At 63.6% G+C, this 16,274-nt stretch carries 11 protein-coding genes and 3 pseudogenes; all 14 read left to right on the top strand.

Annotated elements, in window-relative coordinates; genetic code table 11:
• Positions 1 to 797, top strand: a 797-nt coding sequence (locus C1D09_RS23970; protein ID WP_143976591.1) for a cytochrome P450, incomplete at its 5' end; no start/stop codon positions are given.
• Position 798: 1 nt separating this feature from the next.
• Positions 799 to 1,086, top strand: a pseudogene (locus C1D09_RS34410) (ferredoxin); the annotation flags it as partial.
• Between the two features lie 18 nt (positions 1,087 to 1,104).
• The gene (locus C1D09_RS23965) at positions 1,105 to 1,929 is read left to right on the top strand and encodes an SDR family oxidoreductase (protein WP_342780254.1); all 825 of its coding nucleotides are present in this window, start codon (positions 1,105 to 1,107) and stop codon (positions 1,927 to 1,929) included.
• Positions 1,929 to 3,272, top strand: a complete 1,344-nt coding sequence (locus C1D09_RS23960) for a cytochrome P450 (protein WP_143976589.1) — start codon at positions 1,929 to 1,931, stop codon at positions 3,270 to 3,272. Before C1D09_RS23965 ends, C1D09_RS23960 begins: the two co-directional genes overlap by 1 nt.
• 150 nt (positions 3,273 to 3,422) lie before the next feature.
• Positions 3,423 to 4,388, top strand: coding sequence for a polyprenyl synthetase family protein (locus C1D09_RS23955; protein ID WP_097572437.1), 966 nt, complete (start codon positions 3,423 to 3,425; stop codon positions 4,386 to 4,388).
• 309 nt (positions 4,389 to 4,697) lie between these two features.
• The gene (locus tag C1D09_RS23945; RefSeq protein WP_143976592.1) at positions 4,698 to 6,248 is read left to right on the top strand and encodes a hypothetical protein; all 1,551 of its coding nucleotides are present in this window, start codon (positions 4,698 to 4,700) and stop codon (positions 6,246 to 6,248) included.
• Positions 6,245 to 7,147, top strand: coding sequence for a terpene synthase family protein (locus C1D09_RS23940; protein ID WP_143976588.1), 903 nt, complete (start codon positions 6,245 to 6,247; stop codon positions 7,145 to 7,147). The genes C1D09_RS23945 and C1D09_RS23940 overlap by 4 nt, the downstream gene beginning before the upstream one ends.
• 84 nt (positions 7,148 to 7,231) lie before the next feature.
• A complete protein-coding gene (fni, locus tag C1D09_RS23935) occupies positions 7,232 to 8,287 on the top strand; it encodes a type 2 isopentenyl-diphosphate Delta-isomerase (protein ID WP_006329110.1) in 1,056 nt (351 codons plus the stop codon).
• A gap of 406 nt (positions 8,288 to 8,693) precedes the next feature.
• Positions 8,694 to 10,346 carry an MFS transporter gene (locus C1D09_RS23925; protein WP_027033423.1) on the top strand — a complete coding sequence of 551 codons (1,653 nt, stop codon included), beginning with the start codon at positions 8,694 to 8,696 and terminating at the stop codon, positions 10,344 to 10,346.
• Between the two features lie 356 nt (positions 10,347 to 10,702).
• Positions 10,703 to 10,913, top strand: a pseudogene (locus tag C1D09_RS23920) (cold-shock protein).
• Between the two features lie 1,412 nt (positions 10,914 to 12,325).
• Positions 12,326 to 14,017 (top strand): type IV secretion system ATPase VirD4, encoded by a 1,692-nt coding sequence (gene virD4 / locus C1D09_RS23910; RefSeq protein WP_027056329.1) that lies wholly within the window; start codon positions 12,326 to 12,328, stop codon positions 14,015 to 14,017.
• Positions 14,018 to 14,370: 353 nt separating this feature from the next.
• Positions 14,371 to 15,411, top strand: a complete 1,041-nt coding sequence (locus tag C1D09_RS33515; protein ID WP_246135852.1) for a type III secretion protein — start codon at positions 14,371 to 14,373, stop codon at positions 15,409 to 15,411.
• 55 nt (positions 15,412 to 15,466) lie between these two features.
• Positions 15,467 to 15,685: pseudogene (locus C1D09_RS23895) on the top strand (type IV secretory system conjugative DNA transfer family protein); the annotation flags it as partial.
• A 163-nt stretch (positions 15,686 to 15,848) separates the two neighbouring features.
• Positions 15,849 to 16,274, top strand: a 426-nt coding sequence (locus tag C1D09_RS23890) for a hypothetical protein (RefSeq protein ID WP_246135851.1), incomplete at its 3' end; no start/stop codon positions are given.

Below are 16,274 nucleotides of genomic sequence, written 5' to 3'. Positions count from 1 at the left end.
TCGGCATGCCCCAGGACGACATGTTCGGGCTTGCCGCCGGCATCGGCGCCATTCTGGAAGGCCTGAGCCCACACGCCAGCGATCCCCAGCTCGCCGCGGCGGACGCGGCCAGCGCCAGGGTGCAGGCCTACTTTAGCGACCTCATACAGCGCAAGCGCACCGATCCCTGCAACGACATCGTGTCGATGGTGGTCGGCGTACACGACGACGATGCTGACACGCTGTCGGATGCGGAGTTGATCAGCATGCTGTGGGGCATGCTGCTGGGCGGCTTCGCCACCACTGCTGCAACCATCGACCATGCGGTCCTGGCGATGCTGGCGTATCCCGAACAGCGGCACTGGCTGCAGCGAGACGCCGTGGGGGTGAAGGCATTCGTCGAAGAAGTCTTGCGCTGCGACGCGCCTGCCATGTTCAGCTCCATTCCGCGTATCGCCCAGCGCGACATCGAACTGGGCGGCGTGGTGATCCCGAAGAACGCGGACGTGCGCGTGCTGATCGCGGCCGGCAATCGCGACCCGGACGCCTTCGCCGACCCCGACCGCTTCAATCCCGCGCGGTTCTACGGCACCACTCCTGGCATGTCGACCGACGGGAAGATCATGCTGAGCTTCGGCCACGGCATCCACTTCTGCCTCGGTGCGCAACTGGCCCGGGTGCAGTTGGCCGAGAGCCTGCCGCGGATCCAGGCGCGCTTCCCCACGCTGGCATTGGCCGAGCAGCCGACCCGGGAACCCTCCGCGTTCCTTAGGACGTTCCGCGCGCTGCCGGTGCGGCTGCATGCGCAGGGGGGCTGAGATGCGCGTCGTGATCGATCAGGATCTGTGCGGAACCACCGGGCAGTGCGTGCTGACGCTGCCGGGCACCTTTCGCCAGCGCGAACCGGACGGCGTGGCGGAAGTGTGCGTGGCGACGGTCTCGCAGGCGCTGCACGCCGCCGTGCGGCTCGCGGCCAGCCAGTGCCCGGTCGCCGCTATTCGGGTCATCGAAAGCGAGGCTGGCGATGACGAGCGCGCCAGCGCCGACCCTGCGCCTTCTCCGGCGCAGGCTGAGCGGCATGCCGCGAAAGACCAACGCAACCCAGGAGGACGGTTTGAAGGCAAGGTGGCCGTGGTGACCGGCGCCGGCGCCGGCATCGGCAAGGCATGCGCCCTCGCTATCGCGCGCGAGGGCGGCAGAGTGGTGGTGGCCGACATTGATGGCTCGGCGGCCGTCGCCTGCACCGCGCAGATCGCGGCCGAAGCGGGCCACGCGCTGGCCCTGGCCATGGACATCGCCGATGCGCAGGCGGTGGCAGCGCTGTTCGAGACGGCGGAGCGGCACTTCGGTGGGGTCGACCTGCTGGTGAACAACGCGAGCGCCATGCATCTGACACCGCGCGACCGCCCGATCCTCGACCTGGACCTGGCGGTCTGGGATCAGACCATGGCGACCAATCTGCGCGGCACGCTGCTCTGCTGCCGGGAGGCCATCCCACGAATGATCGCCCGCGGCGGTGGCGCGATCGTCAACATGTCGTCGTGCCAAGGGCTCAGCGGTGACACCGCGCAGACGTCCTACGCCGCGTCGAAGGCGGCGATGAACATGCTATCGACCTCGCTCGCGACCCAGTACGGTCATGCGCAGATCCGCTGCAACGCGGTTGCGCCGGGTCTCATCATGACCGAGCGTCTCCTCGCCAAGCTGGACGAGTGCATGCAACGGCATCTGAGCCGGCACCAGCTCCTGCAGCGCGTCGGCCGCCCCGAGGACGTGGCCGCGCTGGTGGCGTTCCTGCTCTCCGACGATGCTGCGTTCATCACCGGCCAGGTCCTGTGCATCGACGGCGGCATGCTGGCGCATGTGCCGACGTACGCCGACGGTGGCAACAGCCGCGCCGCGCGGCCTGCCGGCGACACCGCCGAAGCGGCCGCGGCGCCGCGCTGCTGATGGACATGCTGCTCAACCCGCTGGACCGTCGGCACCGGCTGCGGGACGACATCCCGGTCGTGCCCGGCGCTTTCCCCCTGGTCGGGCATCTTCCCGCCATCGTCTGCGACCTGCCGCGCCTGCTGCGGCGCGCGGAACGGACGCTGGGCAGCCACTTCTGGCTGGATTTCGGCCCTGCCGGACACCTGATGACCTGCGTGGATCCAGATGCGTTCGCACTGCTCCGGCACAAGGACGTGTCCTCGGCTCTGATCGAAGAGATCGCGCCCGAATTGCTTGGCGGAACGTTGGTCGCCCAGGACGGCGGCGCGCACCGGCAGGCGCGCGACGCGATCAAGGCGGCCTTCCTGCCCAAGGGGCTGACCCAGGCCGGCATCGGCAACCTGTTCGCGCCCGTCATCCAGGCGCGGGTGCAGGCGTGGCGCGACCGCGGCGACGTGACCATCCTGCGCGAGACCGGCGACCTGATGCTCAAGCTCATCTTCAGCCTCATGGGAATCCCAGCGCAGGATTTGCCGGGATGGCATCGCAAATACCGGCAACTGCTGCAGTTGATCGTCGCGCCCCCGGTCGACCTGCCCGGACTCCCCTTGCGGCGCGGCCGCGCCGCCCGCGACTGGATCGACGCGCAGTTGCGCCAGTTCGTCCGCGACGCGCGCGCGCATGCCGCGCGCACTGGGTTGATCAATGACATGGTGAGCGCCTTCGATCGCGGCGACGATGCGCTCTCCGACGACGTCCTGGTCGCCAATATCCGCTTGCTGCTGCTTGCCGGCCACGACACCACCGCCTCGACGATGGCCTGGATGGTGATCGAGCTGGCGCGGCAGCCTGGGCTGTGGGACGCCCTGGTCGAGGAGGCGCAACGCGTGGGCGCGGTGCCGACCCGGCACGCGGACCTGGCGCAGTGTCCGGTCGCCGAGGCGCTGTTCCGCGAGACGCTGCGCGTGCATCCGGCGACCACGCTCCTGCCGCGTCGCGCGCTGCAGGAATTGCAACTCGGCCAACGGCGCATTCCTGCGGGCACCCATCTGTGCATCCCGCTGCTGCATTTGTCGACCTCTGCGCTGCTGCACGAGGCGCCTGATCAGTTCCGCCTGGCACGGTGGCTGCAACGCACGGAGCCGATCCGGCCGGTGGACATGCTGCAGTTCGGTACCGGCCCACACGTCTGCATCGGTTACCACCTGGTATGGCTGGAAATGGTGCAGTTCTGCATCGCCTTGGCACTGACCATGCACAAGGCCGGGGTGCGGCCGCGGTTGCTGAGCGCCGTCGAAAAAGGTCGGCGCTATTTCCCGACAGCACATCCGTCCATGAAAATCCGCATCGGATTCTCATGAGCTGGCATCGCATGCCCCGTGTGGCGAGGCAACTGCGCCGGCGACGCGCGGCAATGCTGCACTCGGCGCGCGCGCTCGGTGCGACGCCGCCAACACCGCGGCGGCTCGGACGCTCGCCGTGGCCGTGCCAGGTACAAGGACATGAACGACATGCAGACCGCTTCTACGCTACACGACGACGCGCAGGCGCGCGGCGCATCCGGCAGGCTGCCGCCGGAGATCTGGATGCAGGACGGCGCAAGGCGGGTCGAACAGGCGCTGGCGCGTCTTCTCTGCGCCGAAGACGACGGTGAGACCGAGCTGATGGCGGCGATGCGCTACGCCACCTTGCATGGCGGAAAGCGCACCCGCGCCTTGCTCTGTCTGGCTACCGGCGCACTGGCCGACACGCCGGCGCACATGCTCGACGATGTCGGCGCCGCCATCGAGATGATGCACGCCTGTACCCTGGTCCACGACGACCTGCCCGCAATGGACGATGACGTGCTTCGCCGCGGCCTTCCGACCGTGCACGTCAAGTTCGGCGAAGCCACTGCGATCCTGGTCGGCGATGCGCTGCAGGCGCACGCCTTCCTGACCCTGGCGAGCCTGGATGCGCCGGGCGACAACCGTATCGCGCTCGTGCGCGAACTGGCGCAGGCGGTGTCCGCCGAGGGTGCCGCAGGCGGGCAGGCCATGGATCTGTCGCTGGTCGGAAAGCACGTCGAGCTGGACAGGATCGTGGCGATGCACCGGATGAAGAGCGGAGCACTAGTGCGCGCGTCCGTTCGCATGGGCGCGCTATGCGCCATCGCGGAGGATGCCGCCCACGCTGCGCTGTACTGTGCGCTCGATCGCTACTCCGCCTGTTTCGGCCTGGCGTTGCAGGTGGTCGACGACATTCTCGACGCGACAGCGGATACCGCGACGTTGGGCAAGACCCCCGGCAAGGACGCGGCGGCGCAGAAGCCGACCTGTGCGTCGATCATGGGGCTGCAGGCAGCGCGCCAGTTGGCGCTGGATCTGTTGCGCGACGCCGGGGAGGCCATCGCCCCGCTGGGAACGCGTGCGGAACGGTTGGCGCAGATGCTGCAGCGGGCCAACGCGTATCTGTTCAAGCACGCGCCATGCGCATGAGCGCGCCCGTCCGCATGGAGTCGCCCCTGTGCCGCTGCGATCGATCGGCCGGCGTGAGCGGTGCATGCTGCACTGTGTCCAAGTCGGCGGCGGCGATCGCAGCGGTTGCCCAGCACAGCCGCGGCGCACGCGGCGCGCTGCGCCCAAGCCTATGCGGTGGACCGGCCCCAGCATGGGGCGCGTCGCCGCGCCGGAGCAGGGCGCCGTCCGGCGCTGCCCGTGCGCCGGGCCGCGACGGGCCTGCGGCGACGTGCGCGGCGTCTGCCCGATCCTGGTTCCCGTCAACTGTCTGCAGAAGGAACATACCGCGTGAACGCGCTGTCCCAACAGATCCTTTCCGAATTGCGCCACCTGCTGATCGAGATGAGCGACGGCGGCAGCGTCGGTCCGTCCGTCTACGACACGGCGCGAGCTCTGCAGTTCCACGGCAACGTCGCCGGTCGGCAGGACGCATACGCGTGGCTCATCGCGCAACAACAGGCCGATGGCGGATGGGGAAGCGCGGACTTCCCGCTGTTCCGCCATGCGCCCACCTGGGCGGCGTTGCTGACATTGCAGCGTGCCGATCCTCTTCCCGGCGCTGCCGACGCAGTCCAGGCTGCAACCCGGTTCCTCGAGCGCCAGCCCGATCCCTACGCGCATTCGGTGCCGGAAGACGCGCCGATCGGCGCGGAGCTGATCCTGCCGCAGTTGTGCGGCGAGGCCGCATCCTTGCTGGGCGGCGTGGGGTTTCCGCGCCACCCGGCGCTGTTGCCGTTGCGGCAGGCGTGCCTTGTCAAGTTGGGGGCGGTGGCGACGTTGCCGAGCGGCCATCCGTTGCTGCACTCCTGGGAAGCCTGGGGAACGTCGCCGACCACCGCATGCCCGGACGACGACGGCAGCATTGGCATCAGTCCGGCGGCCACCGCCGCGTGGCGTGCGCAAGCCGTAACACATGGGAGCACGCCGCAGGTCGGGCGCACCGACGCGTATCTGCAGGCGGCATCGCGGGCGACGCGCAGCGGCATCGAAGGTGTCGTTCCCAACGTCTGGCCGATCAATATATTCGAGCCATGCTGGTCGCTGTACACCCTGCATCTGGCCGGGCTGTTCGCGCATCCCGCGTTCGCCGATGCCGTGCGCGTGATCGTCGCGCAGCTCGACGCCCGCATGGGCGTGCGCGGTCTGGGCCCGGCCTTGCACTTCGCAGCCGATGCCGACGACACCTCCGTTGCGTTGTGCGTCCTGCACCTTGCAGGTCGCGACCCGCCGGTCGATGCGTTGCGCGATTTCGAAATCGGCGAGCTATTCGTCACCTTCCCCGGCGAGCGCAATGCCTCGGTGTCGACTAACATCCATGCCCTGCATGCGTTGCGACTGTTGGGAAAGCCCGCCGCCGGCACCAGCTACTACGTCGAGGCCAATCGCAACCCGCACGGTCTATGGGACAACGAAAAATGGCACGTTTCGTGGCTGTATCCCACCGCGCATGCGGTCGCTGCGCTGGCGCAAGGCAAGCCCCAGTGGCGCGACGAGCGCGCGCTGGCGGCGCTGCTGCAGGCGCAGCGCGATGACGGCGGCTGGGGCGCCGGTCGCGCGTCCTCATTTGAAGAAACCGCCTATGCGCTGTTCGCGTTGCACGTCATGGACGGGAGCGAAGAGCCGACAGGGCGCCGGCGCATCGCGCAGGCGGTGGCGCGTGCGCTGGAGTGGATGCTCGCTCGCCATGTGGCGCATGCATTGCCGCAGACGCCGCTGTGGATCGGCAAGGAACTGTATTGCCCCACCCGGGTCGTGCGCGTGGCCGAACTCGCCGGGTTGTGGCTGGCGCTTCGTTGGGGGCGGCGCGTCCTGGCCGAGGGAGCAGGAGCGGCGCTATGATCCAGACCGAAAGCGCGCTGCAGCAGGTGCTGGAGTGGGGGCGTTCCCTGACAGGGTTCGCCGACGAGCATGCCGTGGAAGCGGTCAGGGGCGGCCAGTACATCCTGCAGCGCATCCACCCGAGCCTGCACGACACCAGCGCCCGCACTGGCCGCGATCCGCAGGACGAAACGCTGATCGTGGCGTTCTATCGCGAACTGGCGCTGCTGTTCTGGCTCGACGATTGCAACGATCTTGGCCTGATCGCGCCGGAGGAACTCGCTGCGGTGGAGCAGGCGCTGGGGCAGGGCGTGCCGTGCGCGCTTCCCGGATTCGAGGGCTGCGCTGTGCTGCGCGCTTCGCTGGCCGCGCTCGCCTACGATCGTCGCGACTATGCTCGGCTGCTCGACGACACCCGGTGCTACTGCGCGGCGCTGCGCGCCGGACACGCGCAGGCGGTAGGGGCGGAACGCTGGTCTTACGCCGAGTACCTGCACAACGGCATCGATTCGATCGCCTACACGAACGTGTTCTGTTGCCTGTCGTTGCTGTGGGGGCTGGACATGGCGACCTTGCGCGCGCGTCCGGCGTTTCGCCAGGTCCTGCGGCTCATCTCCGCGATAGGGCGCCTGCAGAACGATCTGCATGGACGCGACAAGGACAGGTCGGCGGGCGAGGCCGACAACGCGGCGATCCTGCTGCGGCAGCGCTATCCGGCTATGCCTGTGGTGGAGTTCCTCAACGACGAGTTGGCCGGCCATACGCGAATGCTGCACCGGGTGATGGCGGAAGAACGCTTTCCCGCGCCGTGGGGAGCGTTGATCGAGGCCATGGCGGCCATCCGCGCGCAGTACTACCAGACCTCGACCAGCCGCTACCGCAGCGACGCTGCGGGGGGAGGCCAGCGTGCGCCCGCCTGAACGGCGGGATGCGGCTGCGTGCGTGCGCTGCCGTCGGTCCGATCCGATGCAACGCCGTCCCCCGATGCGACGGATGGAGCGAGCATGAGCGATAGCGACAACATCCCGAGCCGGCGCAAGGACGACCATCTGGACATCGTGCTGGATCGGCGAACGGCGCCGGCCACGGTCGCCGCCGGCTGGGAGTACATCCGTTTCGAACACTGCGCATTGCCCGAGTTGGACCTGACGCAGATCGACCTGCGCGCCTCGCTGCTGGGCAAGACCATGCGCGCGCCGCTGCTGATCAGCTCCATGACCGGCGGCGTGCCACGCGCCGAGGCCATCAACCGGCATCTGAGCGAGGCAGCACAAGCCTTGGGGATCGCCATGTGCGTCGGTTCGCAGCGCGTGAGCCTGCAATCCCGCAACTCCCAGGGGCTGACGCGCGCGCTGCGCCGCATGGCCCCAGACATTCCCTTGCTGGCTAATATCGGCGCCGCGCAACTGCGCGAGGCCGACGGCCTGGACCTGGCGCGCCGGGCGGTGGATGCGCTGGAGGCCGATGGACTCATCGTCCATCTCAATGCGCTGCAGGAAGCGGTACAGCCGGAGGGCGACCGCGACTGGCGCGGCGTCCTGGCGCAGATCGCTCGCGCCGCGCGCAGCGTGGACGTGCCGATTGTGGCCAAGGAAGTGGGGTCGGGCCTGTCCGCCTCGGTGGCCTGCGCGCTCGTCAAGGCGGGCGTGGCGGTCATCGATGTCGCCGGCGCCGGCGGCACCAGTTGGGCCGCGGTGGAGGGCGAGCGCGCCCGCGATGCCGCCGACCGTGCAGTGGCGATGGCGTTCGCCGACTGGGGGATTCCGACCCCGGCCAGCGTGCAGGCGGTACGTCGGGCGCTGCCAACTGTGAAGCTGATCGCGTCGGGCGGGATCCGCGACGGCGTCGACGTGGCCAAGGCCATCCGCCTGGGCGCGGACATCGCCGGGCAGGCGGCCGGCGTGCTGCGCGCGGCGACGGTGTCCACCGAGGCGGTTGTCGCGCATTTCGAGATCGTCATCCGCCAGTTGGCCGTTGCCTGCTTCTGCACCGGCTCGGCTGATCTGGCGGCGTTGCGTCAGGCGCGGTTGTTGCCCTCGGCGCATCTGCCCGCCGGTTGATGCCGGCGTCGCCCGCACGTGGCGGCGGGCGCCTAGCAGGCTGCTGAATACCTACGCCAAAGATAGACTACTGATCCACCTTGGCGAGGCGGTTCAATGCGCGGGAGCTCGTGATCACCAGAAGGGAAGTCGATGCCCAGGACGTGGCTTGGTTGGAGACGCTAAGGAACGTCAAACTGACGATTCTTGTAACGTGGTCGGGGATCGACAACGACAGGATCGAACCGGTCTCGTCCCGCATAGCGGAACGATAGCTCCACCGGAAGCATTCGGTTCTGCCACAGCATCGGCCAGGCAAAAATAACTTGCGTTGCGCAGATAAAATGCCCTGATCCTGCCATTCCTCCATGGGCACGTGGGCGGGGAGAAATCTCATACAACTGGCAGCGAAGGGAGGCTCGGCCCAATGAGCGGGGTGGCGCGTGAAGAAGTTAATCCGGTGTCATCGGCAACGTTCGCGCCGCTCGAGAATTCAACTTTCCGTCCGATCTGGATTGCCACACAGGTATCCAGTCTAGGGTGGCTGATTCAAATGGTTGCCATCAGTTGGCTGATGGCGACCATTTCGACATCGGATGTGATGGTCGCCTTGGTGCAGGCTTCGACAACCTTGCCCACATTCCTCCTGTCAATTATCGCCGGCGCCCTAGCGGACAATTACAGCCGCCGCAATCTCATGTTCGCTGGCTGGTGCGTGATAGCATTGTCCTCGACGATGCTGACTGTTCTTGCAGGTCTCGGAATTTTCAATCCATGGATGGTTCTTGCATTCAGCTGTTTGGCCGGAGTAGGCGCCGCTTTCACCGACCCCGCCTGGCACGCGTCGGTTGGCGATATCCTGCGAAAGCGCGATGTTCCGGCCGCCGTCACGCTTATCTCGGTCGGATATAACGCCGTCCGAAGCATCGGCCCCGCTCTCGGTGGCGTCGTCGTTGCTTCCTTTGGCCCTTTGACGGCTTTCGCAGTGGCGACACTTACATATCTGATGCTGCTGTGGACCATAGGGCGCTGCAAATGGCATGTTCGCTCGTCACCGCTGCCGAGTGAACCATTGACCACGGCGATCCATGACGGAGCGCGCTTCACTGCCCTGTCATCCGAAATCAAGGCAGCAATTGCCCGCGGTGCCCTCTTTGGGCTGACGAGCATCTCTATACTAGCGCTCTTGCCTCTCGTCGCCCGCGATCAGCTGGGGGGAGGGCCAGTCGTTTACGGCATCCTGATGGCCGGCTTCGGGACCGGCGCCTTGTTCGCCGGCATCTGCAACAACATTCTGAGACGGAGGCTGTCCCAGGAACGTTTGACGACACTGTCGTGCATCGCCTGTGCGGCTTGTTGTCTATCGCTTGCTTTCACCCCCTCGGTGGCGGTGGCGGCTATCGCGCTGGCGCTCGGCGGCGCGGGCTGGGTCGTGACCTGGACCGGGCTGGACGTAAGCGTCCAGTTGGCGAGTCCAAGGTGGGTCGTTGGTCGCACGCTCTCGATCTATTATGCCCTTTCATCCGGCGGCATCGCGGCTGGCAGCTGGCTGTGGGGTACGGTGGCCGAGAGCTATTCGCTGAGCTCGGCTCTGGAGCTTTCAGGTGGCGCGCTGCTGCTGGTCGCTGGCACCGGCTTCCTGCTGCCCATCCGTCAATGGAAAGATTCCGATCAGGCTCCTCTTGGCTTCGAAACGCCTCAGGTTGCCCTGGATTTGAAGCCCCGAAGCGGGCCGATCGTCGCCAAGATCGAATATTCAATACCCGAAGCAAATGTCGAAGCGTTCCTGGAGCAGATGCGGGAACGGCGGCGAGTACAAAGCGGCGTTGGTGCGCGACACTGGAATCTCCAGCGCGACCTCCAGCAGCCTTCGCGTTGGACAGAAACCTTCCGCACCCCGACCTGGATGGACTACCTTCGCCTGAACCACCGCCTTACGGCAGCCGACAAGGAGTTGGACCAGCGTCTCCTCGCATTGCACCTGGGAGAGCTTCCTCCTCGAACCACGCTTGCGATCGAGCGGCCGACTGGAGCTGGCCGCAAGCGGGACCAATCGATGCGGTTCTTTTTCCGGCGTTGACATCCGTCCAGGCGTCCGCGCTGGTGAGACAGGATGGGTTGGAAACGAGCCAACGCTCTCACCATCCGTTTTGCAGATCGGCTTCGATCCATTCGGGTGGTTGCCGAGCCGGCATACTGGGCGGCTCAGACGTATCCTTGTCGGAGAGATTCCTCGGCACTCGAGCGTCTTGCAGCGCGTTGCGCTCAAGCTCACCGGCACCTGTTCGGTGCGTTCCCAAACAGAGCAATGGCTTTTCGCGCCGCAACCCCGAGGTGGGTAATTCTGGTTTTTGCTGGGTTTAACTCTACGAAATATGAACAGGATCGGCTTCACGGCCCGTCTGGTTCGCACTGGCCACAAAGGAATACACAGATATGGCGACCGGAACAGTGAAGTGGTTACAGCACCAAAGGTTTTGGCTTCATCCAGCCCGATGACGGCGGTCAGGACGTTTTCGTCCATATTTCAGCTGTAGAACGGGCTGGACTTTCAAACCTCGTTGACGGGCAGAAGATCAAGTACGAGATCGAGCAGGACCGCCGTAGCGGCAAGTCCTCCGCAGGTAGTCTCAGCAAGGTAGGCTGATTTTCTCGTCGGACCCGCAGAGCGCGAAGGATAAGTCAAGCCGAAGGTACCATCGTCATTCGCGGGGCGTATCGCGACGGACTCTCTTATACGAGACGATCCTGATGCGTCACGCAAACGGTGAATCACGAACGCTCTCGCCGCAAACCCCTTCCGCCCGGAAATCTGCCCCGGTTACGGCTCTCGGCGTATCCCAGAGTTGGGAGAAGCTTCTGCCAGACTACAACTGTAACCTCATATCGGTTTAGCAGGTCAAGCGTCGGTGGTACCCTGATTGGGTAACTTAACCACTTTGGAGGCCGAGCAATGGATCGCGATAACAAACGGGCACGCGCAGCTGCAAGTTCATCCCAAGACGTGGGGAATCGCAGTACCCTCCGTGACCTTCCATACGGACCATTGACCGATGTTGCAGAACGGCTGGTAAGCGCTAACCCGCGCGATACAGCGCGAAATCTTGGGACCTTCAAAGAACTCGGGAGGCGAGAGCGCATAGCCGTTCGGGGCACTCGAACCGAGCCAGAAACTGACCTCGCGAGATTTGAAACGCGGACCAATCAGCTTGGACGATCAGCCGTCGATCTGGGGGATAAATTGACTGCCGGGTTGGGACACACCTCGGATGAAGTAGCATTGGAGCAATTCAGAGCAGTCAGTAATGTGTCTCATTACCTTCGGCCAGAGACACAAGATAGTATTGTTAATCGCATTGGCAACATGGACCCACCTTCGCAAGCTATCGGAGCGCTTTACGCTGCGCAAAACTTCAGCAAGTTTAACGCTGAAAATAAAGCTCGCATTTTTGATCAGGCCGCTGAATTGGCTACCGATCCGGATGGCCACGTCAGGTCGACAGCATCCAATGCTATGTACGCGATGTATCACCAGTTAGATCCAAATCAACAGGCCCAAGCTCACTCAATTCCCGGCATGCAAGACATCTTGCCGCAGATGCCTCCTCCGCGGCATGCAGCAGAGGAACGCAGTGCGGATCTGGACGCCCACATAGCAGGTATTGGGGCTGCAGTCCGTGATACAGTTGGCCCTCAAACCTCCCACGAACAGCTGCAGCGGGGTGGTCAAGTCGGCCGGGACATAAGCCACTCCTACAATCACGCCCGAGAGGATCTAATGGAGGCTAGGAGAAGCAGAGATCGCACCGGCCGTTGAGGTCTCGGCCATGGCAGTAACGCTTCCTCTCCCGAATTCCGTTCACGGCCTTGCTGTTTCCAATTCCCTGGCCGTCGACGTATCTGCTTAGTGAAACTTTCAAAATCCACGTCTGCCGGGTGGCGCGATGCAAGCATCGCACCACCCGCTGCGGCATCGATCTGTCGAGCGTCGGCATCGCGACCTCGGTTCGGTGTCAAAAGCAAGCGCAGCATCAGCACGGCTAATTCGGCCATGGAACAATGTCTTCTACAAAAACGACGTCCCCCAACATAGCCATTAGCATCGCGTGCTCACTCGCCTTGGGGTTCTGTGCGGCGAGTCTGTACGCAACCTTCCGCCACGGGGGTAGCGGCGAGGCTCTGATGGCGTTTGATGTCCGTGCCTTTTGGTTTGAGACGCCCTTCTATTTGGGTTTCGCAACCCCCGTTTTCTATCAGGGCGCGGCTATCGTGCTCTCGACATCCGCGGTTGTCTTGCTGATTCAGCAGTTCGTATTGCGCCGCAAGCTCGAACACCACGGGACCGCTCGTTGGGCTCGAGTGGATGAAATGCGACGCACGGGATATCTGCGACGATACCGTGGCGTGACAGGGCCGGTCTTCGGGAAGACGAGTGGTCCTTTCTGGCCTGGCTATTACCTGACCAATGGCGAGCAGCCTCACAGCCTCATCGTTGCGCCGACCCGCGCTGGCAAGGGCGTCGGCATAGTCATTCCAACGCTCCTTACATTCAAAGGCTCAGTGATAGCTCTGGACGTCAAGGGGGAGCTCTTTGAGCTCACCTCTAGGGCGCGCAAAGCCGCAGGCCACGAAGTGTTCAAATTCGCGCCGCTGGATTCGGAGCGGCGCACCAACTGCTACAATCCGCTGTTGGACCTTATAGCGCTGCCTCCGCAGCTGCAATTCACCGAAGCCCGCCGCTTGGCCGCAAACCTGATCACGGCCAAGGGGGAGGGGGCGGAAGGTTTCGTCAGCGGCGCGCGAGATATCTTTGTCGCGGGGATCCTTGCCTGCATCGAGCGGGGCACGCCAACAATCGGCGCCGTCTATGATCTGTTCGCTCAGCCGGGGGAGAAGTTTAAGCTCTTCGCGCAGCTCGCCATGGAGACCCGGAACAAAGAGGCACAACGCATCTTCGACGACATGGCGGGGAACGATACAAAAATCCTAACCTCCTACACGTCCGTGCTCGGCGATGGCGGGCTCAACTTGTGGGCGGATCCGGCTGTCAAGGCGGCTACAAGTCGCTCGGACTTTTCGGTCTATGATCTTCGCCGTCGCAGAACGTGCATCTATCTTTGCGTTGGTCCGAACGACCTTGAGGTGATCGCGCCTTTGATACGCTTATTTTTTCAGCAAACCGTTTCAATTCTACAGCGGTCGCTGCCCCGCCAGGACGAAAAGCACGAGGTTCTCTTTCTGCTCGATGAGTTCAAGCACTTGGGGAAGCTGGAGGCGATCGAGACCGCAATTACGACTATCGCGGGCTACAAGGGGCGTTTCATGCTCATCATCCAAAGCCTTTCGGCACTAACGGGGGCTTATGGAGAGGCTGGTAAGCAGAATTTTCTCAGCAATACCGGACTGCAAGTGTTCATGGCCACGGCCGATGACGAGACTCCAACCTACATTTCCAAAGCCATCGGTGAATACACGTTTGAAGCCAAATCGATTTCCTACAGCCAGTCGCGAGCGTTCGACCGGAACATTCAGAATTCGTTTCAAGGTGCGCCGCTGCTGCGTCCCGAACAGGTTCGGCTGCTCAATGACGAGTACGAGATTGTTCTCATCAAAGGTCTGCCGCCATTGCAACTGAGGAAGGTGCGATATTTTTCGGACCGGATCCTTAAACGCATCTTTGAAAGCCAGACAGGCGCCCTCCCGGAGCCGGCACCCTTGATGGAAGCTCATCCAGATGACACTGACGGTTAAGCGCCCGTCTCGCGTATCCGTCCCTCGGCGATCAGAAACTCCACTACAGGTGAACGGCTATGGGAATTTGCATCTCCAAATCCTCCGGATCGACTCGACATGCCACATATGACACGGAAGAGTCGCCGCGAGAATCCACGGCAGCGCTGAGGGTCTCCGTGGGCACGCCTGCCGACAGGTTGCGACGGGGCGGAGATGCGCCTCTGGAGCCACATCAGATCCAGCAGGCCGCCTATCATATGGGAGCGTGTGTCGTCGGTGACGACGTCACCAGCCCGATAAGACTCGCGACAGCGGGGCAAACAGTTCACGACGTTCGCCTGCTGCTCAAGCATGGCCGGGGAAACGTTAAGGTGGACGACATTCCCTCTCACGGCCACAACAGCATCGGATCGTCGGTTGCAATGATGGGAGCAGACGACAACATTAAGGTTGCAGTGGCCGTAGTCATGGGAGCGGCGTGCTGCAATCAGACCGCTCCCCTTTCCGCTATCGTCCACGCCCCACACATGGCGGCCGACGAGCGGAGTACGACCTCTAGTGCTTCCGTGTCAATGAAAGAGATAACCGACGAAAGTGATGAGATCCCAGTCAAGACGGGTCACATTTGGAACGAACTGCGGCGCGGAAGCCGCGACCCGAGGTCGACCGTGGTTATGGATGCCTGGGCCAACGGTCCCGCTGTTCGGTTGAAAGACAGCGCATGGAGCGGAGTGCCGGTCAAGGAAGGTCATTGGTCGATGGACAAAAGCACCGCCGAATTCCTGAAAAACCGTGTTGAGGGGTTGATTCCGTTCGTGCATCCGGACACAAATGAACAGACTGCCAACGATTTGCGCCAGAAGCAAAACGCACCGGTATCGTGGAAAAAATATGCAGAAGTACAAGTGATCTCACCCGAGTTCGCTGATAGTGTACGCAACGCATTGTCCCGTATTCCTGAAGACCAACAAAAGGAAATCGCATCACTGATGATTCAGGGAGCCTACGGAATGGATCCTTCCTCGCGCACGCACCAAGACGCAGTGGAATCAGTTCTGGTGGCCGCCAACCAACTGGACTCGCTGCCCCGGCCACCTGTCGAGCCGCCGGAATTGGCGGTGTATCACCAGTTCGACGCAAATCAACAGGCCCAAGCTCACGCAGTTCCCGGCATGCAAGATATCTTGCCGCACATGCCTCCGCCGCAGCATGCAGTAGAGGAACGGAATGCGAATTTGGACGACCACATAGCAGGTATTGCGGCTTCAGTCCGTGATACAGTAGGCCCGCAAACCTCCCGTCAACAGCTGCGGCGGGGTGGTGAAATCGGGCAGTCCCTAAGTCACCCCTATAATCACGCCCGCGAGGATCTAATGGCTGCCTCCAGAAGCAGAGATCGCTCCGGCCGTTGAGGTCTCGGCCATGGTAAGTGACGGTTTCTCCTCGAATCCCGTTCACGGCCTTGCCAGCCAGGCGCGAACGTTCGATTGGAACATTCAGAATTCGCATCAAGGTGCACCGCTGCTGCGTCCCGAACAGGTTCGGCTGCTCGATGAAGACTACGAGATTGTTCTCATCAAAGGCCTGCCACCATTGCAATTGAGGAAGGTGCGATATTTTTCGGACCGCATCCTTAAACGCATCTTCGAAAGCCAGACAGGCGCCCTCCCGGAGCCGGTACCCTAGACGATAGCGGACGAGGGGCTCTCGGCAGAATCTCAACTCGATGACCCGCTGCGTGAATTGGCGCAGGATTTTTGACGATACAGTTTGATGTGAGGCTAGTGTGGACCCGCGAAATAGTAATCCATCCCGTGTAACAGCTTTGCCGCAGGTGCAGGACGCCGGCTTGGAAGAGGATCAAGCGGTCCAGGCCAGGCAAGTGGGCGTTGAGCAGCACCTTGCCGAGGCCCGGAGGCTGTTCGATCAAGCTGACGAGTCGCCAACAAATCCAGAGGAGCTTCAGCGACTGGACCAGGGGCTCCGCGAAGTGCTTCAGCAATGGCAGGATGAGCAAGCCGCCTCGCCTTCTTTCAGCGCTGAGGTTCCCGAGGCGCTCCGGCCGCTGTTCGATGATCGAGCTCACCAGCCGCCAACCAATGCAGAGGAGCTTCTGCGACTGGAACAGGGGTTCCGCGAAGTGCTTCAGCAGCGGCAGGATGATCAAGCCGCCTCGTCTTCGCTCAGCAACCCAGGGATGCGTGCTGGACCGGAGGACCCCAATAGAAGCGTGTCGGAGGCTTTCGCAACATCTGGGCACGCCGGAGTTCAGGCC

Origin of the sequence: Mesorhizobium intechi (assembly GCF_002879535.1) — a bacterium.
Taxonomy (GTDB): domain Bacteria; phylum Pseudomonadota; class Alphaproteobacteria; order Rhizobiales; family Rhizobiaceae; genus Mesorhizobium; species Mesorhizobium intechi.
The sequence above is the reverse complement of the archived record's forward strand: the minus strand, read 5'-3'. Positions and strand labels throughout refer to the sequence as shown.

Bases quoted from the DNA above. Each gene is read 5' to 3' on its own strand.
- virD4 (WP_027056329.1), top strand. From the start codon at position 12,326: ATGTCTTCTACAAAAACGACGTCCCCCAACATAGCCATTAGCATCGCG.
- C1D09_RS23955 (WP_097572437.1), top strand. From the start codon at position 3,423: ATGCAGACCGCTTCTACGCTACACGACGACGCGCAGGCGCGCGGCGCA.
- C1D09_RS23960 (WP_143976589.1), top strand. From the start codon at position 1,929: ATGGACATGCTGCTCAACCCGCTGGACCGTCGGCACCGGCTGCGGGAC.
- C1D09_RS23925 (WP_027033423.1), top strand. From the start codon at position 8,694: ATGAGCGGGGTGGCGCGTGAAGAAGTTAATCCGGTGTCATCGGCAACG.
- fni (WP_006329110.1), top strand. From the start codon at position 7,232: ATGAGCGATAGCGACAACATCCCGAGCCGGCGCAAGGACGACCATCTG.
- C1D09_RS23940 (WP_143976588.1), top strand. From the start codon at position 6,245: ATGATCCAGACCGAAAGCGCGCTGCAGCAGGTGCTGGAGTGGGGGCGT.